We start from the raw sequence: 24,480 nt of genomic DNA, 5'->3' as shown, positions 1-24,480 counted from the left end.
AAGCAGCCCGCCGATCGCCTGACGTACGACAAAGGGCCCCGTACCTCTCGGTACGGGGCCCGTCGTCATGAGGGGGCGTGCGCGTCAGCCGCCGAACTCCTGCAGGCCCTTCAGCGCCTGGTCCAGCAGTGCCTGGCGGCCCTCCAGCTCCTTCTCGAGCTTGTCGGCCTTGGCGTTGTTGCCCTGGGCGCGCGCCTGGTCGATCTGCTTCCGGAGCTTGTCGACCGCGGCCTGGAGCTGGCCCGTCAGACCCTCGGCACGCGCGCGTGCCTCCGGGTTCGTCCGGCGCCACTCGGCCTCCTCGGCCTCCTGGATGGCCCGCTCCACTGCGTGCATCCGGCCCTCGACCTTCGGCCGGGCGTCGCGCGGCACATGGCCGATGGCCTCCCAGCGCTCGTTGACCGAGCGGAAGGCGGCACGCGCGGCCTTCAGATCGGTGACCGGGAGGATCTTCTCGGCCTCCTCGGCCAGCTCCTCCTTGAGCTTGAGGTTCTCCGCCTGCTCCGCGTCCCGCTCGGCGAAGACCGAGCTGCGGGCGGCGAAGAAGACGTCCTGGGCGCCGCGGAAGCGGTTCCACAGGTCGTCCTCGTGCTCGCGCTGGGCGCGGCCCGCCGCCTTCCACTCCGCCATCAGCTCGCGGTAGCGCGCGGCCGTCGGGCCCCAGTCCGTCGAGCTCGACAGCTCCTCGGCCTCGGCGACCAGCCGCTCCTTGGTCCTGCGAGCCTCCTCGCGCTGCGCGTCGAGCTGCGCGAAGTGCGCCTTGCGGCGCTTGGAGAACGCCGACCGGGCGTGCGAGAAGCGGTGCCACAGCTCGTCGTCCGACTTGCGGTCCAGCCGGGGCAGCCCCTTCCACGTGTCCACCAGCGCCCGCAGCCGCTCACCGGCCGCCCGCCACTGGTCGGACTGGGCCAGGTCCTCCGCCTCGGCGACCAGCGCCTCCTTGGCGTGCCGGGCCTCGTCGGTCTGCCGCGCCCGCTGCGCCTTGCGCTCCTCGCGGCGCGCCTCGACGGTCCGCACGAGCTTGTCCAGCCGGGCCCGCAGCGCGTCCAGATCGCCGACCGCGTGGTGCGCGTCGACCTGCTCGCGCAGATGGTCGATGGCCGCCGTCGCGTCCTTCGCCGACAGGTCGGTGGTTTGCACTCGCTTCTCGAGGAGGCCGATCTCGACAACCAGGCCCTCGTACTTGCGCTCGAAGTAGGCCAACGCTTCCTCGGGGGAGCCGGCCTGCCAGGAACCGACGACCTGCTCGCCGTCGGCCGTACGCACGTACACGGTCCCCGTCTCGTCGACGCGGCCCCACGGGTCGCTGCTCACAGCGCCTCCTCCACATGATGCCTGCGGGGGGCCTCAGCTCCCCCGGGCATCGTCCACAGTTTCGTCACGGCCAACATAGGCGACCGGCGGGTTGCCTGTCCGCATCCCGCGCGACCGAAATTACGCAGTTGGCGGTCAGGATTTCGTGATGGTTGCCTTGTTGATGACAACCGTCGCGTTCGGGGCTCCGTCACCCGCTCCGGTGTTCTCTCCGGCGTCGGCGATCTTCTTCAGAACCGTCATGCCGGACTCGGAAACCGTTCCGAACGGTGTGTAGCTGGGCGGCAGCTCACTGTCCTGGTAGACGAGGAAGAACTGGCTGCCGCCGGAGTTCGGCTGGCCGGTGTTCGCCATCGCGACGGTTCCCGCGGGATAGACGTGGTCCTTGAGGCTCTTGTCCCTCAGGTTCTCGTCCGGAATCGTGTAGCCGGGACCCCCGCTGCCGCTGCCCGTCGGGTCGCCGCACTGGAGCACGTAGATCCCGTTCGTGGTCAGCCGGTGGCACTTGGTGTGGTCGAAGTAGCCCTTGCCGGCCAGGAACTCGAACGAGTTCACCGTGTGCGGGGCCGCCGACGCCTTCAGGGCGACGTCTATGTCACCGCACGTCGTCGCGAGCTTCATCGTGTAGTCGGCCGACTTGTCGATGGTCATCGCCGGCTCCTTCTTCCAGGTCTCCGACGCGACCTTGCCCGCGGCCGGCTTGTCGCACGGGTCCGGTGCCTTCGACGGCGAGGCGCTCTGCGTGACCTCCGCGGCCGCGTTGGTCTTGTCGTCGTCCTTGAGCACGCCGGTCGTGTACAGCGCGAGGCTGCCGATCAGGACCACGCCGAGCGCCGAAGCGATCACGGCGTTGCGCATGCGCGACTTGCGCCGGGCGTCGGTGCGCCGCTGCTGCTGCCGCAAGAACTTCTCCCGGGCGAGCTGACGCCGCCGCTGTTCCTGGCTGACCACCGGATTTACTCCTCATGCGTCTAGAACGTCGACCGGTACGCGTGCGTCTGGTGAGACGACCGCCTGCGTGTGCCCCGTACCGTATATGGGTTCGCTGAGGAATCGGCAGCGCCGGTAGGCTCTTGACGTCAGGCGCAGCCGTCGCCGAGTCCGCCGAATCGACACAACGAAGGACGATCGTGCTCATTGCCGGGTTCCCCGCCGGGGCCTGGGGGACGAACTGTTATCTCGTCGCCCCCGCCGCCGGTGAGGAGTGCGTGATCATCGACCCGGGCCATCAGGCGGCCCCCGGAGTCGAGGAAGCACTGAAGAAGCATCGGCTCAAGCCCGTCGCCGTCGTCCTCACCCACGGGCACATCGACCACGTGGCCTCGGTCGTCCCGGTCTGCGGAGCGCACGACGTACCGGCCTGGATCCACCCCGAGGACCGCTACATGATGAGCGACCCGGCGAAGGCCATCGGCCTGTCCGTCGGGACGCCGCTCATGGGTGAGCTGACCGTGGGGGAGCCGGACGACGTCAGGGAGCTGGCCGACGGAACGAAGCTGGAGCTGGCGGGGCTGCAGTTCTCCGTCGCGCACGCGCCGGGCCATACCAAGGGGTCGGTGACCTTCCGGATGCCCGAGGCCGCGGACGTCCCGTCCGTGTTCTTCTCCGGGGATCTGCTCTTCGCCGGCTCCATCGGACGCACCGACCTGCCCGGCGGTGACATGGCCGAGATGCTCGACTCGCTGGCCCGCGTGTGCCTGCCGCTCGACGACTCGACCGTGGTGCTGTCCGGCCACGGCCCCCAGACCACCATCGGCCAGGAACGCGCCACCAACCCGTATCTGCGGCAGGTGGCCGCCGGCCAGGGAGATGCTCAGCAGGCTCCCCGACGAGGAATGTGACGAGAACTTCCGTGAGCACCTTCAAGGCCCCCAAGGGCACGTACGACCTGATCCCGCCGGACAGCGCCAAGTTCCTGGCCGTCCGCGAGGCGATCGCCGCCCCGCTGCGCAACTCCGGCTACGGCTACATCGAGACGCCCGGCTTCGAGAACGTCGAGCTGTTCGCGCGCGGCGTCGGTGAGTCGACCGACATCGTCACCAAGGAGATGTACGCCTTCGAGACCAAGGGCGGCGACAGGCTCGCCCTGCGTCCCGAGGGCACGGCGTCGGTGCTGCGCGCCGCTCTGGAGGCCAACCTCCACAAGGCGGGCAACCTGCCGGTCAAGCTCTGGTACTCCGGCTCCTACTACCGCTACGAGCGCCCCCAGAAGGGCCGCTACCGCCACTTCTCCCAGGTCGGCGCCGAGGCGATCGGGGCCGAGGACCCTGCCCTGGACGCCGAGTTGATCATCCTGGCGGACCAGGCGTACCGCTCGCTGGGACTGAGCGACTTCCGCATCCTGCTCAACAGCCTGGGCGACAAGGAGTGCCGTCCCGTCTACCGGGCCGCCCTCCAGGACTTCCTCCGCGGCCTGGACCTCGACGAGGACACCCTGCGCCGCGCCGAGATCAACCCGCTGCGCGTCCTCGACGACAAGCGCCCGGACGTGCAGAAGCAGCTCACCGACGCCCCGCTGCTGCGCGACTACCTTTGCGACGCCTGCAAGGCCTATCACGAGGAGGTCCGCGAGCTGATCACCGCGGCGGGCGTCGCCTTCGAGGACGACCCGAAGCTGGTACGCGGACTGGACTACTACACGCGCACCACCTTCGAGTTCGTCCACGACGGCCTCGGCTCGCAGTCCGCGGTGGGCGGCGGCGGCCGCTACGACGGCCTGTCCGAGATGATCGGCGGCCCCGCGCTGCCGTCCGTCGGCTGGGCCCTCGGCGTCGACCGCACGGTGCTCGCCCTGGAGGCGGAGGGAATCGAGCTGGAACTGCCCGCCGCCACCAGCGTGTTCGCGGTGCCGCTCGGCGAGGAGGCCCGCCGGGTGCTGTTCGCCAAGGTCACCGAGCTGCGCAAGCAGGGCGTCGCCGCGGACTTCTCCTACGGCGCCAAGGGCCTCAAGGGCGCCATGAAGAGCGCCAACCGCAGCGGTGCCCGCTACGCGATCGTGGCCGGCGAACGCGACCTCGCGGAGGGCGTGGTCCAGCTCAAGGACATGGCGTCCGGCGAGCAGACCGCCGTCGGCGTCAACGAGATCGTGGCCGAACTGGAAGCCCGCCTCGGCTGACCACGTCCGTGCGGGCGCCGGAGGTCCCACGAGGCACCCGGCACCCGCACGCGTGTCCGGAACCGATCGGCGGCCGGTACGTCCTTATGTGCAGCGAACGGTGGACTTACGCGCGCGTGCGGCACAATGTCCCCTGCCGGAAGCAGGTCTCCCCTCAACTGACGGAATCGGCGTGATGAGCAAGACGACAGTCAAGGACGTCTCCACCGAGCCCGAGCCGCGCAGCGCCGCCGCCGAGCCGCGCACGGTCGGCGGCAGCCGGGCCTTCGCCCTGCTGTTGGTGATCACTGGCGCGGCGGGCCTGCTCGCCGCGTGGGTCATCACGCTCGACAAGTTCAAGATCCTCGAAGCCAAGGCCCGGGGCGAGACGTTCACGCCGAGCTGCAGCCTCAACCCGATCGTCTCCTGCGGCAGCGTCATGGAGAGCGCCCAGGCCTCCGCCTTCGGCTTCCCCAACCCGATGCTGGGCCTGGTCACCTACGGCATCGTGATCTGCGTCGGCATGAGCCTGCTGGCCCGCGCCCGCTTCCCGCGCTGGTACTGGCTCACCTTCAACGCCGGCACACTCTTCGGCGTCGTCTTCTGCGCCTGGCTGATGTTCCAGTCGCTGTACCGGATCAACGCGCTGTGCCTGTGGTGCTCGCTGGCCTGGGTCGCCACGATCGTCATGTTCTGGTACGTGACCTCGTTCAACGTCCGCAACGGCTTCCTGCCGGCAACGGACGGGCTGAAGCGGTTCTTCGCCGAGTTCACCTGGGTGCTGCCGGTCACGCACGTCGGCATCATCGTGATGCTGATCCTGACCCGCTGGGGCAGCCAGCTCTGGGCCTGAGGCCGGGGCCGGCCGGCGTTGTCAGTGCGGTGATTTAGGGTTTCTGGCGTGGAGCCCGACCTGTTCACCGCCGCCGCCGAAGAACGCCAGGAGAAGGACCCGACCGCGAGTCCCCTGGCGGTGCGCATGCGCCCGCGCACCCTCGACGAGGTCGTGGGCCAGCAGCACCTGCTGAAGCCCGGCTCACCCCTGCGCCGGCTGGTCGGGGAAGGCGCCGGGGGACCGGCGGGCCCGTCGTCGGTGATCCTCTGGGGCCCGCCCGGCACCGGCAAGACGACCCTGGCGTACGTCGTCTCCAAGGCGACCAACAAGCGGTTCGTGGAGCTGTCCGCGATCACCGCCGGCGTCAAGGAGGTCCGCGCGGTCATCGACGGCGCCCGCCGCGCCACCGGTGGCTTCGGCAAGGAGACCGTCCTCTTCCTCGACGAGATCCACCGCTTCAGCAAGGCCCAGCAGGACTCGCTCCTGCCCGCCGTCGAGAACCGCTGGGTCACGCTGATCGCGGCGACGACCGAGAACCCGTACTTCTCGGTGATCTCCCCCCTGCTCTCCCGCTCCCTGCTGCTGACCCTCGAACCCCTCACCGACGACGACGTGCGCGGCCTCGTCCGGCGCGCCGTCACCGCCGAACGCGGCCTGAACGGCGCCGTCACCCTCCCCGAGGACACCGAGGCCCACCTGCTGAGGATCGCCGGCGGCGACGCCCGCCGCGCCCTGACCGCTCTGGAGGCCGCCGCCGGGGCCGCCCTGGACAAGGGCGAGAGCGAGATCGGCCTCACGACGCTCGAGGAGACCGTCGACCGCGCCGCGGTGACGTACGACCGCGACGGCGACCAGCACTACGACGTGGCCAGCGCCCTGATCAAGTCGATCCGCGGCTCCGACGTCGACGCCGCGCTGCACTATCTGGCCCGGATGATCGAGGCCGGCGAGGACCCTCGTTTCATCGCGCGCCGACTGATGATCTCCGCCAGCGAGGACATCGGCCTGGCCGATCCGAACGCCCTGCCGATCGCGGTCGCCGCCGCCCAGGCCGTGGCCATGATCGGCTTCCCCGAGGCCGCCCTCACCCTCAGCCACGCCACCATCGCCCTCGCCCTGGCGCCCAAGTCCAACGCCGCGACGACCGCGATCGGCGCGGCTGTGGACGACGTGCGGAAGGGGCTCGCGGGGCCGGTGCCCGCCCACCTGCGCGACTCCCACTACAAGGGCGCGGGCAAGCTCGGGCACGGGCAGGGGTACCTCTACCCGCACGACCTGCCCGAGGGCATCGCCGAGCAGCAGTACGCGCCGGACGCCCTCAAGGACCGGGAGTACTACACGCCCACCCGGCACGGGGCGGAGGCGCGGTACGCGGACGCCGTCGAGTGGACCAGGAAACACCTCGGTCGTAAGCGGTCCTGAACACCCTGTAGACTTGCGCGAAGCGCTGCGTCCCGTGCCCGGTGCCTCGAAAGAGGAGCCGGCACCACCAGAACGGGACATCCAGCCGGAGAACCCGGCCCCCGGGCAGGGATCTCCAGGAGCGTCGCGCACCGGCGAACGGTGTCGCGGGCCGCCCACCACCACCCGGAGTCCCGGAGCGGTCGGTGGGCCACTCGCGTGCTGCACGTATGTGCCCAGACCAGGGGAGCGGCTGCCCGGCAGGTCCGTCATCGGACCCGTGGGGTTTCCCCGGCTGCGGATGCGACCTCCCCTAACCCTGGTGAAGCCGTCTTCGCAAAGAAACACGAGGTGTTCGGTTCCATGGCGAACCAGTCCCGCCCCAAGGTCAAGAAGTCGCGTGCCCTCGGCATCGCGCTGACCCCGAAGGCCGTCAAGTACTTCGAGGCCCGTCCGTACCCGCCCGGTGAGCACGGCCGTGGCCGCAAGCAGAACTCGGACTACAAGGTCCGTCTGCTGGAGAAGCAGCGTCTGCGCGCGCAGTACGACATCTCCGAGCGCCAGCTGGTCCGTGCCTACGAGCGTGCCTCCAAGGTCCAGGGCAAGACCGGTGAGGCCCTGATCGTGGAGCTCGAGCGCCGTCTCGACGCCCTGGTCCTGCGTTCGGGCATCGCCCGCACCATCTACCAGGCCCGTCAGATGGTCGTTCACGGCCACATCGAGGTCAACGGCCAGAAGGTCGACAAGCCGTCGTTCCGTGTCCGTCCCGACGACGTCGTGATGGTCCGCGAGCGCAGCCGCGAGAAGACCCTCTTCTCGATCGCCCGCGAGGGTGGTTTCGCCCCCGACGGCGAGACCCCGCGCTACCTCCAGGTGAACCTCAAGGCCCTGGCGTTCCGCCTGGACCGTGAGCCGAACCGCAAGGAGATCCCGGTGATCTGCGACGAGCAGCTCGTCGTCGAGTACTACGCCCGCTGACCCGGACGCAGACACCCGCGCATCAGCCCGCCGTCTCCCCGCCCTTCCGGGCGGGCGAGGCGGCGGGTTCGCGCATGCGGGCCACGCCCCGCGTCCACCGCACCGGCCCGCGCGGCCCCGGCTCGCACCAGGTGGTGAGGCCCGCGTACCAGTCGCGGTGCCGTCCGCGCAGCCGGTCCTCGTCGCCGGCCGCCGCCAGCCACTCGGCGCCGTACGCGCGAACTGTGTCCGGCATGCGGTAGCGCACTCCGGACGGGCTCGCGGGCCACCACGGACTGTGCGATCAGCTCGGTCAGCACGTCGAGGACGTCGTCGGCGCGCAGTCCGCCGCCGCTGCACACCTACTCCGTGGCCTCCAGGTCGAACGCGCCGGCGAACACCGACCCGCCGGCTCGATCGCCGGCGGGATGCCGTCCAGACGCCGGCACTCCTCCCGTACCGTCCGGTCGTCGCCGCGTGCCACCCCCTGCTGCGCGGCGCGGTCCGCGAACAGCCGGGCCGCCTCCGCCTCGCCCAGGGATGCCAGCGGGAACAGCCGCTCACCGGCCACCCCGAGCGGTCTGCGCCCCACCGAGAGCACCCGCACTCCCGGCACCCGCCGCAGCAGCTCGGTCACCAGCGAGGCGCACGCCTCCAGCAGGTGCTCGAACCCGTGAAACCAACAGCAGCCGGTGGGCGGCGAGATGGGCGAGGAGCGTCTCGCGCGGCAGCCGCGTGGTGTGGTCGGTCAGCCCCAGCGCCTCCACGACCGCGCACTCGACGAACTCCGGGTCGCGGACCGGCGCCAGATCCACGGGCCACGCCCCGCCGGGCGGCGCGGAGCGGGCGGCGGCCCGCGCCGCGAGCCGCGACGTGCCGACGCCGCCGGTCCCGGTGACGGTGACCAGCCGGGAGGCTCTCAGTGCCCGCACCAGCCCGGCGAGTTCGGCCGACCGTCCCACGAACGCGTCCAGTTCCAGAGGAAGACTGCCGGGCGCGGGCCCGCCGTCGCGGTGGGAAGACGGCAAGGGGCACGGAGCGTACTGAACCGTGTTCGGCGCGTACAATCGCTTCCCGCAACTCCGCCCCGACCGCGCCCGTAATCCGGTACGGAGCGCAAGCCCCGGCGCGATAGGCTCGGTGCACGACTTTTTCGATGTTCAGGCACGTTTAGGGAGCGGGTGCGCAGTGTCCGGTGGAGAGGTGGCCGGCATCCTGGTGGCCGTCTTCTGGGCGATCCTGGTCTCCTTCCTCGCGGTGGCCCTGGCGAGGCTGGCCCAGACGCTCAGAGCGACGACCAAGCTGGTGGCGGACGTGACCGACCAGGCCGTCCCGCTGCTGGCGGAGGCCTCCTCGGCGGTGCGCTCCGCGCAGACCCAGATCGACCGGGTCGACGCCATCGCCTCCGACGTCCAGGAGGTCACGTCGAACGCGTCCGCGCTGTCCACCACCGTCGCCTCCACCTTCGGCGGCCCGCTGGTCAAGGTCGCCGCCTTCGGGTACGGCGTGCGCCGGGCCCTCGGCGGCCGCAAGGAGCACGCGCCCGCGAAGTCGCCGAGGCGTACCGTGATCGTGGGCCGGACCGTCCCGGCCGCGCGGCGGGCCAAGCGGAAGAAGGACTGAGACCAGCGATGTTCCGCCGTACGTTCTGGTTCACCACGGGCGTCGCCGCCGGCGTGTGGGCCACCACCAAGGTCAACCGCAAGCTCAAGCAGCTGACCCCCGAGAGCCTCGCCGTCACGGCCGCGAACAAGGCGATCGGGGCGGGTCACCGGCTCAAGGACCGGGCCGTGGGTTTCGCCCTCGACGTCCGCGCCAACATGGCCCAGCGGGAGGCCGAACTGGGGGACGCGCTGGGCCTGCACGCGGACCCCGAGCTTCCCCCCTCGCGGCGCTACGCCGCCATCGAGAACCGCAACAAGCCGAAGACGTACGTCATCGACGACACGACGTACTCGTACAACCGGAATGAGGACCACTGATGGAGTCGGCTGAGATCCGCCGCCGCTGGCTGAGCTTCTTCGAGGAGCGCGGGCACACCGTCGTGCCTTCGGCGTCGCTCATCGCGGACGACCCGACTCTGCTCCTCGTCCCGGCCGGCATGGTGCCCTTCAAGCCCTACTTCCTGGGCGAGGTCAAGCCGCCGTTCCCGCGCGCCACCAGCGTGCAGAAGTGCGTGCGCACGCCGGACATCGAGGAGGTCGGCAAGACCACCCGGCACGGCACGTTCTTCCAGATGTGCGGCAACTTCTCCTTCGGCGACTACTTCAAGGAAGGCGCCGTCAAGCTCGCCTGGGAGCTGCTCACCGCGCCCCAGAACAAGGGCGGTTACGGCCTCGACCCCGAGCGTCTGTGGATCACCGTCTACAAGGACGACGACGAGGCCGAGCGCATCTGGCACGAGGTCGTCGGTGTGCCCATGGAGCGCATCCAGCGCCTGGGCATGAAGGACAACTTCTGGTCCATGGGCGTCCCCGGCCCGTGCGGCCCCTGCTCCGAGATCAACTACGACCGCGGCCCCGAGTTCGGTGTCGAGGGCGGCCCCGCCGTCAACGACGAGCGGTACGTGGAGATCTGGAACCTCGTCTTCATGCAGTACGAGCGCGGCGAGGGCACCGGCAAGGACAACTTCGAGATCCTCGGCGACCTGCCGAGCAAGAACATCGACACCGGGCTCGGCCTGGAGCGGCTCGCCATGATTCTGCAGGGCGTGCAGAACATGTACGAGATCGACACCTCCATGGCCGTCATCAAGAAGGCCACCGAGCTGACCGGCGTGGCCTACGGCGACGCCCACGACTCGGACGTCTCCCTGCGCGTGGTCACCGACCACATGCGCACGTCCGTGATGCTCATCGGCGACGGCGTCAGCCCCGGCAACGAGGGCCGCGGCTACGTGCTGCGCCGCATCATGCGCCGGGCCATCCGCAACATGCGCCTGCTCGGCGCCACCGGCCCGGTCGTCAAGGAGCTGATCGACACGGTCATCGAGATGATGGGCCAGCAGTACCCCGAGCTCATCACCGACCGCGAGCGGATCGAGAAGGTCGCCGTCGCCGAGGAGAACGCCTTCCTCAAGACCCTGAAGGCCGGCACCAACATCCTCGACACCGCGGTCAGCGACACCAAGGCCGCCGGCGGCACCGTCCTGCCCGGCGACAAGGCCTTCCTGCTCCACGACACCTGGGGCTTCCCGATCGACCTCACCCTGGAGATGGCCGCCGAGCAGGGCCTGTCCGTGGACGAGGACGGCTTCCGGCGCCTGATGAAGGAGCAGCGGGAGCGCGCCAAGGCCGACGCGCAGGCCAAGAAGACCGGCCACGCCGACCTCGGCGCCTACCGGGAGATCGCCGACCGCGCCGGCGAGACCGACTTCATCGGCTACACCGACACCGAGGGCGAGTCCACGATCGTCGGCATCCTGGTCGACGGAGTCTCCTCGCCCGCCGCCACCGAGGGCGACGAGGTCGAGATCGTCCTCGACCGCACCCCGTTCTACGCCGAGGGCGGCGGCCAGATCGGCGACACCGGCCGCATCAGGGTCGACTCCGGGGCCGTCATCGAGGTCCGCGACTGCCAGAAGCCGGTCCCGGGCGTCTACGTCCACAAGGGCGTCGTCCAGGTCGGCGAGGTCACCGTCGGGGCCAAGGCCCACGCCACGATCGACGCCCGCCGCCGCACGGCCATCGCGCGCGCCCACTCGGCCACCCACCTCACCCACCAGGCCCTGCGCGACGCCCTCGGCCCGACGGCCGCCCAGGCCGGTTCCGAGAACCAGCCCGGCCGCTTCCGCTTCGACTTCGGTTCCCCGTCCGCCGTTCCGACGGCCGTGATGACCGACGTCGAGCAGAAGATCAACGAGGTGCTCGCCCGCGACCTCGACGTGCGCGCCGACATCATGGGCATCGACGAGGCCAGGAAGCAGGGCGCCATCGCCGAGTTCGGCGAGAAGTACGGCGAGCGGGTGCGGGTCGTCACCATCGGCGACTTCTCCAAGGAGCTGTGCGGCGGCACCCACGTGCACAACACCGCACAGCTGGGCCTGGTGAAGCTGCTTGGCGAGTCCTCCATCGGCTCCGGTGTGCGCCGTATCGAGGCCCTGGTCGGCGTGGACGCCTACAACTTCCTCGCCCGGGAGCACACGGTCGTCGCCCAGCTCCAGGAGCTGATCAAGGGCCGTCCGGAGGAACTCCCGGAGAAGGTCTCCGCGATGCTCGGCAAGCTGAAGGACGCCGAGAAGGAGATCGAGAAGTTCCGCGCCGAGAAGGTGCTCCAGGCCGCCGCGGGCCTCGCCGAGTCCGCCAAGGACGTGCACGGCGTCGCCCTGGTCACCGGCCAGGTCCCGGACGGCACCACCGCCGACGACCTGCGCAAGCTGGTCCTCGACGTGCGAGGCCGCATCCGGGGCGGCCGGGCCGCCGTGGTCGCCCTGTTCACGGTCAACAACGGCAAGCCGCTGACGGTCATCGCCACCAACGAGGCCGCCCGCGAGCGCGGCCTGAAGGCCGGCGACCTGGTCCGGACGGCCGCCAAGACCCTCGGGGGCGGCGGTGGCGGCAAGCCGGACGTCGCCCAGGGCGGCGGCCAGAACCCCGCCGCCGTCGGTGAGGCCGTCGACGCCGTCGAGCGGCTCGTGGCGGAGACGGCCAAGTAAGGGTCTGGTGGAGATGCGCAGAGGACGCCGCCTGGCGATCGACGTCGGGGACGCCCGCATCGGGGTCGCGTCGTGCGACCCCGACGGGATCCTCGCCACCCCCGTCGAGACGGTCCCCGGGCGGGACATCCCCGCAGCTCACCGTCGGCTGAGGCAACTCGTCGAGGAGTACGAGCCGATCGAGGTCGTCGTCGGTCTCCCTCGCTCCCTCAAGGGGGGCGAGGGCCCCGCCGCCGCCAAGGTGCGCGGGTTCGTCCAGGAGCTGGCCAGGGGCATCGCGCCGGTCCCGGTCCGGCTCGTCGACGAGCGGATGACGACGGTGACCGCCGGGCAGAGTCTGCGCGCCTCCGGCATGACGTCGAAGAAGGGCCGCGCGGTCATCGATCAGGCCGCCGCCGTCATCATCCTGCAGCAGGCCCTGGAATCCGAACGGGTGTCAGGCAAGGCACCCGGCGAGGGCGTCGAAGTGGTCATCTGATCGCGATACGGTAACGTTCCGCGCGATGCGGCGGCATTCGAACAGCCGCCGCACAGCAAGAGGCGGGACGGAAGCCGAGCCCGAAGCCAGGCGACCGCCGCCTCGCGGCTCTAGGGGATCGATGACTGAGTATGGCCGGGGCCCGGGCCCCGAACCGTGGCATCCGGAGGACCCGTTGTACGGGGACGGCGGATGGGGAGGACAGCAGGCCCGGACGGGTCAGCAGTCCCCCTACGGCGGCCAGCCGCAGCACTATCCGCAGCAGCCGCAGCAGCCGCAGTACGGCGACTGGGGCACCGGCCAGCACCCCGGCTACGGTCAGGCGCAGCAGCAGTACCAGCACCCCGGCCAGCAGTACGCCGGGCAGGGGCAGCAGTACGGCGCCCAGCAGCCGTACGACACCGGCGGCTGGCCCACCGGCGCACAGCCGCACCTGCCGTACCCCGCCGACCCGACCGACCCGTATCCCCAGCAGCCGGCCGCCTACGGCGGTGGGCAGCCGGACTTCTACAACACGCCCGACGCCTATCCGCCGCCCGAGCCGCCCGGCCGCCGGCGCCCCGAGCCGGAGCCCACGACCGACTGGGACCCCGGCCCCGACCAGGGCGAGCACGCCTTCTTCGCGGGCGGGGACGATGACGACGACGAGCCGGGGGACCGGCGCGGACGCGGCGAACGGCGGGGCCGGGGCGGCAAGAACAAGCGCAGCCGCAACGGCTGCGCCTGCCTGGTCGTGGCCCTGGTCTTCGGCGGCGGTCTGGCCGGCGTCACCTATTTCGGCTACCAGTTCTACCAGGATCGTTTCGGCGCGGCCCCGGACTACGCGGGCGAGGGCACCAAGGAGCAGGTGACCGTCGAGATCCCCAAGGGAGCGGGCGGCGCCGAGATCGGCCGGCGGCTGAAGGCGGCGGGCGTCGTCAAGAGCGTCGACGCGTTCGTGGCCGCGCAGTCGCAGAACCCCGACGGGCAGTCCATCCAGGCCGGCGCCTACCTGCTGAACAAGCAGATGTCCGCCAAGAGCGCCGTCGAGATGATGCTCGACCCGAAGAGCCAGAACAACGTGATGGTCACCCCGGGGCAGCGCAACGGGGCCGTCTACAACGCCATCGACGAGAAGCTCGGCCTGGAGTCCGGCACCACCAAGGACGTCGCCCAGAAGCAGTACAAGAGCCTCGGCCTGCCCAGCTGGGCGAACAACGGCAGCGAGATCAAGGACCCGCTGGAAGGCTTCCTCTTCCCGGGCACCTATCCGGCGGCCAAGGGCATGAAGCCCGAGGCGGTCCTCAAGGAGATGATCACGCAGGCCAACCGGCAGTACGGCCAGTACGACCTCGCCGCCAAGGCCAAGGCGCTGGACCTGGAGAACCCGCTGCAGGTCATCACGGTCGCCAGCCTCGTCCAGGCGGAGGGCAAGACGGAGGACGACTTCCGCAAGATGGCCGAGGTGGTCTACAACCGCCTCTCGCCGGACAACACGGAGACCTACCAACTGCTCCAGTTCGACTCGACCTTCAACTACCTGAAGGGCGAGAGCAACATCAACATCAGCGAATCCGAGATCAACAGCAACCAGGACCCCTACAACACGTACACCCAGAAGGGCCTACCGCCGGGACCGATCGGCAACCCCGGTGCGGAGGCGCTGAAGGCGACACTGAACCCGACCGACGACGGCTGGCTGTACTTCGTGGCGACCGACGGCCGCAACAGGACCGAGTTCGCCCGGACGCACGACGAATTCCTCGAGCTGAAGGCCAAGTTCAATGAAAGCTCGGGCAACTGAAGCCCGCCGGGCCGCCGTGCTCGGCTCGCCCATCGCCCACTCCCTGTCCCCGGTGCTGCACCGCACGGCGTACCAGGAGCTGGGGCTGACGGGCTGGACGTACGACCGCTTCGAGGTCGACGAGGAGGGGCTGCCGGGCTTCTTCGCGCAACTCGGCCCCGAGTGGGCCGGGCTGTCGCTGACCATGCCGCTGAAGCGGGCCGTGATCCCGCTGCTGGACGAGATCAGCGACACCGCCGCCTCGGTCGAGGCGGTCAACACGGTCGTCCTCACCGACGACGGCCGCCGCGTCGGCGACAACACCGACATCCCCGGCATGGTGGCGGCCCTTCGCGAGCACGGCATCGAGCAGGCCGGCTCGGCCGCCATCCTCGGCGCCGGCGCCACGGCGTCCTCGGCGCTGGCCGCGCTGGCCCGGATCTGCACCGGCGAAATCGTGGTCCACGTGCGCAGCGCGGCCCGGGCCGCCGAGATGCGTCAGTGGGGCGAGCGGCTGGAGGTCGACGTGCGGATCGCCGACTGGGCGGACGCCGCCGAGGCGCTGCACCACCCGCTGGTCGTGGCCACCACCCCGGCCGGGACGACCGACGCGCTCGCCGCCGCCGTGCCGGAGCGGCCCGCGACGCTCTTCGACGTGCTGTACGACCCGTGGCCGACGACGCTCGCTGCGCGCTGGTCGGCGTACGGCGGGGCCGTCGTCGGCGGGCTCGACCTGCTGGTCCACCAGGCGGTGCTCCAGGTCGAGCAGGTGACCGGCCGCGTGCCCGCGCCGCTGGACGCGATGCGCAAGGCCGGGGAGCACGCCCTCGCCGGCCGGTAGGAACCGCCGGCCTCCGGGACGGCGTGCCGGCCCGCGGCGGCGCTCCTCGCCCGCGGGAGCGTGGGCGCGCCTTCGCCCCCCTTCCCGACGCACGGGCGTCCGCCTGCTGGACCGGCGGGCTGACCGGCGGCCCGGACGTGGGAGGATCGAATGTGGCGGGCCAGGGCCGCGCACCCCGGTCGCGCCATCGCGACGCGCGAGCAGCGCGTACGCGAGGCAGTACCGGGCGCGAGCTTAGAGGAGCACCGTTGAGCAGGTTGCGCTGGCTGACCGCGGGGGAGTCCCACGGTCCCGCACTCGTCGCGACGCTGGAGGGCCTTCCCGCCGGCGTGCCGATCACCACGGAGATGGTGGCGGACCACCTGGCGCGGCGACGGCTCGGCTATGGACGCGGTGCGCGCATGAAGTTCGAGCGGGACGAGGTCACCTTCCTCGGCGGCGTCCGGCACGGCCTGACCCTGGGCTCGCCGGTCGCCGTCATGGTCGGCAACACCGAGTGGCCGAAGTGGGACAAGGTCATGGCGGCCGACCCGGTGGACCCGGCGGAGCTCGCCGAGCTGGCCCGCAACGCGCCGCTGACCCGCCCCCGGCCCGGTCACGCCGACCTCGCCGGCATGCAGAAGTACGGCTTCGACGAGGCCCGTCCGGTGCTGGAGCGGGCGTCGGCGCGGGAGACCGCGGCCCGGGTGGCGCTCGGCGCGGTCGCGCGGTCGTACCTGAAGGAGACCGCCGGCATCGAGATCGTCAGCCATGTCGTGGAGCTCGCGGCGGCGAAGGCGCCCTACGGCGTCTACCCGACCCCGGCGGACGTCGAGAAGCTCGACGCCGACCCGGTGCGCTGCCTGGACGCCGACGCCTCGAAGGCGATGGTCGCGGAGATCGACCAGGCCCACAAGGACGGCGACACCCTCGGCGGCGTCGTCGAGGTCCTCGCGTACGGGGTGCCGGTGGGCCTCGGCTCGCACGTGCACTGGGATCGCCGGCTGGACGCCCGCCTCGCCGCCGCCCTGATGGGCATCCAGGCGATCAAGGGCGTCGAGGTCGGCGACGGCTTCGAGCTGGCGCGGGTGCCGGGCTCCCAGGCGCACGACGAGATCGTCACCACCGGCGAGGGCATCCGGCGCGCCACCGGCCGCTCCGGCGGCACCGAGGGCGGACTGACCACCGGCGAGCTGCTGCGGGTGCGCGCGGCGATGAAGCCGATCGCGACCGTGCCGCGGGCGCTGCGGACGGTCGACGTGATCACCGGCGAGCCCGCCCAGGCCCACCACCAGCGCTCCGACGTGTGCGCGGTCCCGGCCGCCGGCATCGTCGCCGAGGCGATGGTCGCGCTGGTCCTCGCCGACGCGGTCGCGGAGAAGTTCGGCGGCGACAGCGTCACCGAGACCGCCCGCAACGTGCGGTCCTACCTCGACAACCTGGCGATCCGGTGAGCGCGCCCCTGGCCGTGCTGGTCGGCCCCATGGGGGTCGGCAAGTCCACCGTGGGCCTGCTGCTCGCCGAGCGGCTCGGCGTGGGCTTCCGGGACACCGACGACGACATCGTGGCCGCGCAGGGCCGCACCGTCGCCGACATCTTCGTCGAGGACGGCGAGGCCGCCTTCCGGGCGATCGAGAAGCAGGCGGTGCGCGCGGCGCTCGCCGAGCACACCGGGGTGCTGGCGCTGGGCGGCGGCGCCGTCCTCGACGCGGGCACCCGTGGGCTGCTCGCCGGGCACCACGTCGTGTACCTGGCCATGGACGTCGAGGAGGCGGCCCGGCGCACCGGACTGAACACCGCCCGGCCGCTGCTGGCCATCAACCCGCGCAAGCAGTGGCGCGAGCTGATGGAGGCCCGGCGGCACCTGTACGAGGAGGTGGCCCGCTCGGTCGTGGCCACCGACGACCGCACGCCCGAAGAGGTCACCCAAGAGGTCCTCAGCGCCCTGGAGTTGAAGGAAGCATGAGCGAGTCAGTGACGCGGATCCAGGTCGGCGGCACCGCGGGCTGGGGGCACCTCCCAGCGGTAGCCGGGGGAGAGCCGTACGAGGTCCTGGTCGGCCGCCAACTGCTCGGCGAGCTCGGCGGTCTGGTGGGCGACAAGGCCAAGCGGGTCGCCGTCATCCACCCCGAGGCACTGGCCGAGACCGGCGAGGCGCTCCGTGCCGACCTGGGCGAGCAGGGCTACGAGGCGATCGCCATCCAGGTGCCCAACGCCGAGGAGGCCAAGACCGCCGAGGTCGCCGCCTACTGCTGGAAGGCGCTGGGCCAGTCCGGCTTCACCCGCACCGACGTCGTGGTCGGCGTCGGCGGCGGTGCCACCACCGACCTCGCGGGCTTCGTGGCCGCGACCTGGCTGCGCGGGGTGCGCTGGATCGCGATCCCCACCACCGTCCTGGCCATGGTCGACGCGGCCGTCGGCGGCAAGACCGGCGTCAACACGGCCGAGGGCAAGAACCTGGTCGGCGCCTTCCACCCGCCCGCGGGCGTCCTGTGCGACCTCGCCGCGCTGGACTCCCTGCCGGTCAACGACTACGTCTCCGGACTGGCCGAGGTCATCAAGGCGGGCTTCATCGCCGACCCGGCCATCCTCGAGCTCATCGAGTCCGACCCGCAGGCCGCGCGCACCCCGGCGGGCCCGCACACGGCCGAGCTCATCGAGCGCTCCATCCGCGTCAAGGCCGACGTCGTCTCCTGCGACCTGAAGGAGTCGGGCCTGCGCGAGATCCTCAACTACGGCCACACCCTCGGCCACGCCATCGAGAAGAACGAGCGCTACCAGTGGCGGCACGGCGCCGCGGTCGCCGTGGGCATGCACTTCGCCGCTGAACTGGGCCGTCTGGCGGGCCGGTTGGACGACGCCACGGCCGACCGGCACCGCACGATCCTGGAAGCGGTCGGGCTGCCGCTGCACTATCGCCACGACCAGTGGCCCAAGCTGCTGCAGACGATGAAGGTCGACAAGAAGTCCCGCGGCGACCTGCTGCGCTTCATCGTCCTCGACGGGCTCGCCAAGCCGACCGTCCTGGAGGGACCCGACCCGGCGATGCTGCTGGCGGCGTACGGCGAGGTCGGGCAGTAGCCCGGTCGGCCTCGGCCGCGGCGGCCGAGGCCCGGAACGTCCCACGGGACCCCTTCCGCCCCATTTCCCCTTGCCCCGCCGGGCACTTCGGGCCGTCCCCCGCCGTTCACCAAACGGCGGCGGGGGACGGTACCGTTCGGTAGCGGGCGGGTTCGCACCCCGCTGCCAGCGCCAATTGCCTGCCGAGGAACACGAGACGGAGTGGCACCGGATGCAGCACGCAGTGGGGTCTCCGCTGCCGCCGCCCCACCAGCCGGGGCACGGACCGGCCGCCGGCTGGTCGCCGGCCGCACAGCACCCGGGTCCGGGTCCGCACCACCAGGGACCCGCGCCCGTGCCGCAGGGCTCCGCCCCCGTGCCCCCGCCTCCCGGCTTCACCGGAGCCCCGCCGTCGGCCCCGCACCACCCCCCGATGGCGCCCCCGCCGCCCCCGGACACCACGGGCCACATCCAGCTTCCCCCCGGCGGCCCGGTGCCGATGCCCCCCGCACCAGCCGCCACCACCGCACCCGACCCGGCGACCACCACCCTCGCGGTGCTGCTCATCGGCCCGGCGGGCGCGGGCAAGACCAGCGTGGCCAAGTACTGGGCGGACCACCGCAGGGTTCCCACGGCCCACATCAGTCTCGACGACGTCCGCGAATGGGTCCGCTCCGGCTTCGCCGACCCCCAGTCCGGCTGGAACGACCACTCCGAGGCCCAGTACCGCCTGGCCCGCCGCACCTGCGGGTTCGCCGCGCGCAACTTCCTGGCCAACGGCATCTCGTGCATCCTCGACGACGCCGTCTTCCCCGACCGCCCGGTCGTGGGCCTCGGCGGCTGGAAACGCCACGTGGGCCCGGGCCTGCTGCCCGTCGTCCTCCTGCCCGGCCTGGACATCGTCCTGGAGCGCAACGCGGAGCGCTCGGGCAACCGCCGTCTCACCGACGAGGAGGTGGCCCGCATCCACGGCCGCATGGCCGGCTGGTACGGCTCGGGCCTGCCCATCATCGACAACTCCCAGCTCGACGTCCCCGGCACGGCCCGCGTCCTGGACGAGGTCCTGGCGAGGTCGATAGCAAGCCCTCCGGCCTGGTGACGCAGGGGACCGCCCCCCTGAAGGGGCGCGGGGAGCTGCGCGCCAAGCCCTCGCACTCCCGCAGACGGCACACCACATCGAGTGACACCCCCTAACCCGCATGAAGCGGGCACCGCCCACTCAGCCCCCCTCAACCGGCGCGAACCCGGCGAAGCTCGTACGCTCGGCACATGTCAGAGGTGTACGCGACACGCCGAACCCGGCTACGGGAGCGCTGCAACGCGGGCGGCAGCGCGGCGGCGCTGGTCTCCCGGCCCGCCAACGTGCGCTACCTCGCGGGCTCGGCGCCCCCCGGCGCCGTTCTGCTGCTGGGCAAGCGCGAAGACCTGCTGGTCTGCTCCGGCCCGCCGGACGACCGCCCCACCGAGGGCCGTCCCGACGAGGCCCTGCGTCTGCACGTCCTCCCCGCGGCCGGCGGCGACCCCGCCGTCGCCGCCGCCGACCTCGCCACGGCCCAGGGGGCGGACTCCCTCGCCGTCGAGGAACACCACCTCACCGTCGCCCGCCACAGAGCGATCGGCTCGGTCGCCCCCGGCCTGCGCCTCGCCGACCTCGGCAACGCGGTCGAACAGCTCAGGGTCGTCAAGGACGAGGAGGAGATCTCCTGCCTGCGCATCGGCGCCGAGATCGCCGACCAGGCCCTCGGTGAGCTCCTGGAGTCCATCCTCGTGGGCCGCACCGAACGCCACCTCGCCCTGGAGCTGGAACGCCGCCTGGTCGACCACGGCGCCGACGGGCCCGCCTTCCCCACCTCGGTCGCCACCGGCGCGAACTCCGGCAGACGAGGTCACCGCCCCACCGACCGCCGCGTCGAGGAGGGCGACTTCCTCTCCGTCTGCCTGGGCGCCACCTACCGCGGCTACCGCTGCGAGATCGGCCGCACCTTCGTCATCGGCACCTCCCCGGCGGACTGGCAGATCGAGCTCTACGACCTGGTCTTCGCCGCCCAGCGGGCCGGCCGCGAGATGCTCGCACCCGGCGCCGCCTACCGCGACGTGGACCGTGCCGCACGCCAGGTGCTGGACTCCGCCGGGTACGGCGAGGGCCTCCCGGCGCTCATCGGCCACGGCGTGGGGCTCGAAATCGACGAGGACCCTCAGCTTGCCCCCACGGCCATGGGTAAACTGGACGCTTGCGTGCCGGTCACCGTCGAACCGGGGGTCCACCTCCCGGGCCGGGGCGGTGTCCGGATCGATGACACGCTCGTCGTACGCCCCGAGGCGGACGGCGGACCCGAGCTACTCACCATCACGACCAAGGAGCTGCTCGCGCTCTAGCCTCAGAGCTGTCGCGCCTGCCCCGGGGTCGTCCACGTAAGTCCAGGAGATTGAAGCAACCGTGGCTTCCACGAACGACCTCAAGAACGGCATGGTGCTCAAGCTCGACGGCGGCCAGCTCTGGTCCGTCGTCGAGTTCCAGCACGTCAAGCCCGGCAAGGGCCCGGCCTTCGTGCGCACCAAGCTCAAGAACGTCCTCTCGGGCAAGGTCGTCGACAAGACCTTCAACGCCGGCGTGAAGGTCGAGACGGCCACCGTCGACAAGCGCGACATGCAGTTCTCCTACATGGACGGCGACTACTTCGTCTTCATGGACATGGAGACCTACGACCAGCTGCACATCGAGCGCAAGGTCGTCGGTGACGCCGCCAACTTCCTCATCGAGGGCTTCGAGGCCACCGTCGCGCAGCACGAGGGCGAGGTGCTCTTCGTCGAGCTCCCGGCCGCGGTCGAGCTGACCATCGCCGAGACCGAGCCCGGCGTCCAGGGCGACCGCTCCACCGGCGGCACCAAGCCCGCCACCCTCGAGACCGGTCACCAGATCCAGGTCCCGCTCTTCATCACCACCGGTGAGAAGATCAAGGTCGACACCCGCACCAGCGACTACCTCGGCCGGGTGAACAGCTAACCGTGGCTGCCCGCAACACGGCCCGCAAGCGCGCCTTCCAGATCCTCTTCGAGGGCGACCAGCGCGACGCCGACGTCCTGACGGTCCTCGCGGACTGGATCCGGCACTCGCGGACCGACACCCGGCAGCCGCCGGTGAGCGAGTACACGATGCAGCTGGTCGAGGGCTACGCGGAACACGCGACGCGCATCGACGAGCTGATCGCCCAGTACTCGGTCGGCTGGACGCTGGACCGGATGCCGGTCGTCGACCGCAACATCCTGCGGCTCGGCGCGTACGAGCTGATCTGGGTCGACGAGACCCCGGACGCCGTCGTGCTGGACGAGATGGTGCAGCTGGCGAAGGAGTTCTCGACGGACGAGTCGCCCTCGTTCGTCAACGGGCTGCTCGGCCGGCTGAAGGACCTCAAGCCCTCGCTGCGACGCACCGCCGAGGACTGAGACACCACAGAACGCCGGAGGGCCGCAGCGCACGCTGCGGCCCTCCGGCGTTCTCCTGTCACCGGGGCCCCACGGGCACGTCCGTGGGGCCCGAGGCGCTCAGAACGCCGCCGGGGTGGCCGGAACCGTGAAGTTCCGGCCACCCCGGCGGCACGTTTCTGCTGAAGCGGTCGGGCGCTCAGCCCTCCTCGTGCGAAGCCACCGCGCGGCGCGCGTCCGCGTCCAGCACGCCCCAGCTGATCAGCTGCTCGGTGAGGACCGAGGGCGACTGGTCGTAGATGACGGCGAGTGTGCGCAGGTCGTCCTGGCGGATCGAGAGCACCTTGCCGTTGTAGTCACCGCGCTGCGACTGGATCGTCGCCGCGTACCGCTGCAGGGGGCCCGCCTTCTCGGCCGGCACCGTGGCCAGGCGCTCCAGGTCCAGGACCAGCTTGGGCGGCGGCTCGGCGGCGCCGCCCGGGGTGGTGCCCGGGAGGAGCTCCTGCACGGGAACGCCGTAGAAGTCCGCCAGCTCGGCAAGGCGCTGCACGGTCACGGCGCGGTCGCCGCGCTCGTACGACCCGACCACGACCGCCTTCCAGCGTCCCTGGGACTTCTCCTCGACACCGTGGAGGGAAAGGCCCTGCTGGGTGCGGATGGCCCGGAGCTTGGCCCCGAGCTGTTTGGCGTATTCGCTGGACATATGGCTCCCCGGACACTGTGTCGACGCGACTGGTGTGGTTCCATGCCGCGCGGCTGGTAACTCACTGTGAGGTTACGCAGCGTTACTCTGCCGCGTCAAGCCGAATGGTCCGCACCGACTCTTCCGTGGTATCGCCCGCCGACTGGGCCAACCGGGTGATTCCGGTGGCCCGCAGGGGGGTGATCCGGGGTGTCGCTGCGGCCTGCTACGGTTGATGGCGCAATCCCGACGTCCTTTAAGGTCCGTCCCGTGAGGCGGAGAAGGAGGTCCGTTTCGTATGGACACGCAAGCGTCCGATGCGCGGCCCGTGCTCGAAGGGCCCGACATCGCGCGGGTGCTGACCCGCATCGCCCACGAGATCGTCGAGCGCGCCAAGGGCGCCGACGACGTGGTGCTCCTCGGCATTCCGACCCGAGGCGTCTTCCTCGCCCAGCGGCTCGCCGCCAAGCTGGAACAGATCACCGAGCGCAAAGTCCCGTGCGGTTCGCTGGACATCACGATGTACCGCGACGACCTGCGCCTGCACCCGCCGCGCGCGCTGGCCCGTACCGACATCCCCGGTGACGGCATCGACGGCAAGCTGGTCGTCCTCGTCGACGACGTCCTCTTCTCCGGCCGCACCATCCGCGCCGCCCTCGACGCGCTGAACGACATCGGGCGCCCGCGCGCCGTCCAGCTCGCGGTCCTCGTCGACCGCGGCCACCGCGAACTGCCCATCCGCGCCGACTACGTCGGCAAGAACCTCCCCACGTCGCTGCGGGAGACGGTCAAGGTCCAGCTCGCCGAGGAGGACGGTCGTGACACCGTGCTGCTCGGCGTGAAGCAGACCGCCCAGTAGCAACCGAAGGCGTACGGCCGCCGCCGCGCGCCGCTCCGGCGCGCCCCAGCACGCGCCCGGTTGCCCGAATTCTCCCGAATGAACTGCCTTACGGAGCCTGAAAGATGCAGCGCCATCTCATCTCGGCCGCCGACCTCACCCGCGACGACGCCGTTCTGATCCTCGACACCGCCGAGGAGATGTCCCGGGTCGCCGACCGGCCGATCAAGAAGCTGCCGACCCTGCGCGGCCGCACCGTGGTGAACCTCTTCTTCGAGGACTCCACCCGCACCCGGATCTCCTTCGAGGCCGCCGAGAAGCGGCTGTCCGCGGACGTCATCAACTTCTCCGCCAAGGGATCCTCGGTGTCCAAGGGCGAGTCCCTGAAGGACACCGCCCAGACCCTGGAGGCCATGGGCGTCGACGCGGTCGTCATCCGGCACGGCGCCTCCGGCGCCCCGTACCGGCTGGCCAACTCCGGCTGGATCGACGCGGCCGTGATCAACGCGGGCGACGGCACCCACCAGCACCCCACCCAGGCGTTGCTCGACGCGTTCACCATGCGCCGCCGCCTCGTCGGCCGGGACGCCGGCCTCGGCCACGACCTGGCCGGCAGGCGCGTCACCATCGTCGGCGACGTCCTGCACAGCCGGGTCGCCCGCTCCAACGTCGACCTGCTGCACACCCTCGGCGCCGAGGTCACCCTCGTCGCCCCGCCCACCCTGCTGCCGGTCGGCATCGAGACCTGGCCCTGCGCGGTGTCGTACGACCTCGACAGCACGCTGCCCAAGTCCGACGCGGTGATGATGCTGCGCGTGCAGCGCGAGCGGATGAACGCCGCGTTCTTCCCGACCGAGCGCGAGTACTCGCGGCGCTACGGCCTGGACGGCGACCGGATGGCGAGGATGCCGGAGCACGCCATCGTGATGCACCCCGGCCCGATGGTCCGTGGCATGGAGATCACCGCGCAGGTCGCCGACTCCGAGCGCTGCACCGCCATCGAGCAGGTCGCAAACGGAGTCTCCATCCGGATGGCCGTGCTGTACCTGCTGCTCGGCGGAAACGAACCCGCGACCACCACCCGCCCGCCCGTCTCCCACCACCACCCTTCCGACGAGCGCTCCGCGCACACCCTTTCCGCGGACGAGGAGAAGTAAGACAG

At 71.3% G+C, this 24,480-nt stretch carries 23 protein-coding genes and 1 pseudogene; 20 read left to right on the top strand and 4 right to left on the bottom strand.

What is annotated here, in order from left to right; all coding sequences use genetic code 11:
* Nucleotides 1-84: 84 nt before the first annotated feature.
* Both IPT68_RS06585 and IPT68_RS06580 read right to left on the bottom strand, forming a co-directional pair.
* A complete protein-coding gene (locus IPT68_RS06585; RefSeq protein ID WP_189699691.1) occupies nucleotides 85-1,314 on the bottom strand; it encodes a DUF349 domain-containing protein in 1,230 nt (409 codons plus the stop codon).
* Between the two features lie 135 nt (nucleotides 1,315-1,449).
* Nucleotides 1,450-2,265, bottom strand: coding sequence for a peptidylprolyl isomerase (locus tag IPT68_RS06580; protein WP_189699692.1), 816 nt, complete (start codon nucleotides 2,263-2,265; stop codon nucleotides 1,450-1,452).
* A gap of 179 nt (nucleotides 2,266-2,444) precedes the next feature.
* Here IPT68_RS06580 and IPT68_RS06575 point away from each other — a divergent pair, with 179 nt between their 5' ends.
* The 5 genes from IPT68_RS06575 to rpsD all read left to right on the top strand — a co-directional run bounded on the left by IPT68_RS06575 (nucleotide 2,445) and on the right by rpsD (nucleotide 7,622).
* Nucleotides 2,445-3,155: an MBL fold metallo-hydrolase gene (locus IPT68_RS06575; RefSeq protein WP_189699693.1), complete on the top strand. Its 711-nt coding sequence runs from the start codon at nucleotides 2,445-2,447 to the stop codon at nucleotides 3,153-3,155.
* Nucleotides 3,156-3,166: 11 nt separating this feature from the next.
* Entirely contained in the window at nucleotides 3,167-4,429 is a 1,263-nt protein-coding gene (gene hisS, locus IPT68_RS06570; RefSeq protein WP_189699694.1) for a histidine--tRNA ligase, read from the top strand.
* 175 nt (nucleotides 4,430-4,604) lie between these two features.
* On the top strand, nucleotides 4,605-5,261 hold the full coding sequence (locus tag IPT68_RS06565; RefSeq protein ID WP_189699695.1) for a vitamin K epoxide reductase family protein: 657 nt from the start codon (nucleotides 4,605-4,607) through the stop codon (nucleotides 5,259-5,261).
* Between the two features lie 48 nt (nucleotides 5,262-5,309).
* Nucleotides 5,310-6,665: a replication-associated recombination protein A gene (locus IPT68_RS06560; RefSeq protein ID WP_189699696.1), complete on the top strand. Its 1,356-nt coding sequence runs from the start codon at nucleotides 5,310-5,312 to the stop codon at nucleotides 6,663-6,665.
* A gap of 342 nt (nucleotides 6,666-7,007) precedes the next feature.
* Nucleotides 7,008-7,622 (top strand): 30S ribosomal protein S4, encoded by a 615-nt coding sequence (rpsD, locus tag IPT68_RS06555; protein ID WP_189699697.1) that lies wholly within the window; start codon nucleotides 7,008-7,010, stop codon nucleotides 7,620-7,622.
* A 121-nt stretch (nucleotides 7,623-7,743) separates the two neighbouring features.
* On the opposite strand, the pseudogene IPT68_RS06550 reads toward rpsD, so the two are convergent.
* Nucleotides 7,744-8,629: pseudogene (locus IPT68_RS06550) on the bottom strand (regulator); the annotation flags it as partial.
* Between the two features lie 160 nt (nucleotides 8,630-8,789).
* Here IPT68_RS06550 and IPT68_RS06545 point away from each other — a divergent pair.
* The 13 genes from IPT68_RS06545 to nusB all read left to right on the top strand — a co-directional run bounded on the left by IPT68_RS06545 (nucleotide 8,790) and on the right by nusB (nucleotide 21,819).
* On the top strand, nucleotides 8,790-9,224 hold the full coding sequence (locus IPT68_RS06545) for a DUF948 domain-containing protein (protein ID WP_189699698.1): 435 nt from the start codon (nucleotides 8,790-8,792) through the stop codon (nucleotides 9,222-9,224).
* Nucleotides 9,225-9,232: 8 nt separating this feature from the next.
* Entirely contained in the window at nucleotides 9,233-9,583 is a 351-nt protein-coding gene (locus IPT68_RS06540) for a hypothetical protein (RefSeq protein ID WP_189699699.1), read from the top strand.
* Complete coding sequence (gene alaS, locus IPT68_RS06535; protein ID WP_189699700.1) at nucleotides 9,583-12,255, top strand: alanine--tRNA ligase; 2,673 nt, start codon at nucleotides 9,583-9,585, stop codon at nucleotides 12,253-12,255. The genes IPT68_RS06540 and alaS overlap by 1 nt, the downstream gene beginning before the upstream one ends.
* Nucleotides 12,256-12,268: 13 nt before the next feature.
* Nucleotides 12,269-12,733, top strand: coding sequence for a Holliday junction resolvase RuvX (ruvX, locus tag IPT68_RS06530; RefSeq protein WP_189699701.1), 465 nt, complete (start codon nucleotides 12,269-12,271; stop codon nucleotides 12,731-12,733).
* Between the two features lie 121 nt (nucleotides 12,734-12,854).
* Nucleotides 12,855-14,516, top strand: coding sequence for an endolytic transglycosylase MltG (gene mltG / locus IPT68_RS06525; RefSeq protein WP_189699702.1), 1,662 nt, complete (start codon nucleotides 12,855-12,857; stop codon nucleotides 14,514-14,516).
* Nucleotides 14,497-15,336 carry a shikimate dehydrogenase gene (locus IPT68_RS06520; RefSeq protein WP_189699703.1) on the top strand — a complete coding sequence of 280 codons (840 nt, stop codon included), beginning with the start codon at nucleotides 14,497-14,499 and terminating at the stop codon, nucleotides 15,334-15,336. Before mltG ends, IPT68_RS06520 begins: the two co-directional genes overlap by 20 nt.
* Nucleotides 15,337-15,584: 248 nt before the next feature.
* Nucleotides 15,585-16,769, top strand: coding sequence for a chorismate synthase (gene aroC / locus IPT68_RS06515; RefSeq protein ID WP_189699704.1), 1,185 nt, complete (start codon nucleotides 15,585-15,587; stop codon nucleotides 16,767-16,769).
* Nucleotides 16,766-17,281 (top strand): shikimate kinase, encoded by a 516-nt coding sequence (locus tag IPT68_RS06510; protein ID WP_189699705.1) that lies wholly within the window; start codon nucleotides 16,766-16,768, stop codon nucleotides 17,279-17,281. Before aroC ends, IPT68_RS06510 begins: the two co-directional genes overlap by 4 nt.
* Complete coding sequence (gene aroB, locus IPT68_RS06505; RefSeq protein ID WP_189699706.1) at nucleotides 17,278-18,396, top strand: 3-dehydroquinate synthase; 1,119 nt, start codon at nucleotides 17,278-17,280, stop codon at nucleotides 18,394-18,396. The genes IPT68_RS06510 and aroB overlap by 4 nt, the downstream gene beginning before the upstream one ends.
* 211 nt (nucleotides 18,397-18,607) lie before the next feature.
* Nucleotides 18,608-19,474, top strand: a complete 867-nt coding sequence (locus IPT68_RS06500; protein ID WP_189699707.1) for a Pro-rich N-terminal domain-containing protein — start codon at nucleotides 18,608-18,610, stop codon at nucleotides 19,472-19,474.
* A gap of 170 nt (nucleotides 19,475-19,644) precedes the next feature.
* On the top strand, nucleotides 19,645-20,751 hold the full coding sequence (locus tag IPT68_RS06495) for an aminopeptidase P family protein (protein WP_189699708.1): 1,107 nt from the start codon (nucleotides 19,645-19,647) through the stop codon (nucleotides 20,749-20,751).
* A gap of 61 nt (nucleotides 20,752-20,812) precedes the next feature.
* Nucleotides 20,813-21,379, top strand: a complete 567-nt coding sequence (gene efp, locus IPT68_RS06490; RefSeq protein ID WP_189699709.1) for an elongation factor P — start codon at nucleotides 20,813-20,815, stop codon at nucleotides 21,377-21,379.
* Nucleotides 21,380-21,381: 2 nt separating this feature from the next.
* On the top strand, nucleotides 21,382-21,819 hold the full coding sequence (gene nusB, locus IPT68_RS06485) for a transcription antitermination factor NusB (RefSeq protein WP_189699710.1): 438 nt from the start codon (nucleotides 21,382-21,384) through the stop codon (nucleotides 21,817-21,819).
* Nucleotides 21,820-21,997: 178 nt separating this feature from the next.
* On the opposite strand, the gene bldD is transcribed toward nusB, so the two are convergent.
* Complete coding sequence (gene bldD / locus IPT68_RS06480; RefSeq protein WP_030166512.1) at nucleotides 21,998-22,501, bottom strand: transcriptional regulator BldD; 504 nt, start codon at nucleotides 22,499-22,501, stop codon at nucleotides 21,998-22,000.
* A 277-nt stretch (nucleotides 22,502-22,778) separates the two neighbouring features.
* Here bldD and pyrR point away from each other — a divergent pair, with 277 nt between their 5' ends.
* Both pyrR and IPT68_RS06470 read left to right on the top strand, forming a co-directional pair.
* The gene (gene pyrR / locus IPT68_RS06475; RefSeq protein WP_189699711.1) at nucleotides 22,779-23,339 is read left to right on the top strand and encodes a bifunctional pyr operon transcriptional regulator/uracil phosphoribosyltransferase PyrR; all 561 of its coding nucleotides are present in this window, start codon (nucleotides 22,779-22,781) and stop codon (nucleotides 23,337-23,339) included.
* Between the two features lie 104 nt (nucleotides 23,340-23,443).
* Nucleotides 23,444-24,475 carry an aspartate carbamoyltransferase catalytic subunit gene (locus IPT68_RS06470; RefSeq protein WP_189699712.1) on the top strand — a complete coding sequence of 344 codons (1,032 nt, stop codon included), beginning with the start codon at nucleotides 23,444-23,446 and terminating at the stop codon, nucleotides 24,473-24,475.
* Nucleotides 24,476-24,480: the final 5 nt, after the last annotated feature.

This window comes from Streptomyces chromofuscus, assembly GCF_015160875.1.
Classification (GTDB): domain Bacteria; phylum Actinomycetota; class Actinomycetes; order Streptomycetales; family Streptomycetaceae; genus Streptomyces; species Streptomyces chromofuscus.
This window is presented reverse-complemented; position numbering and strand designations above follow the sequence as displayed.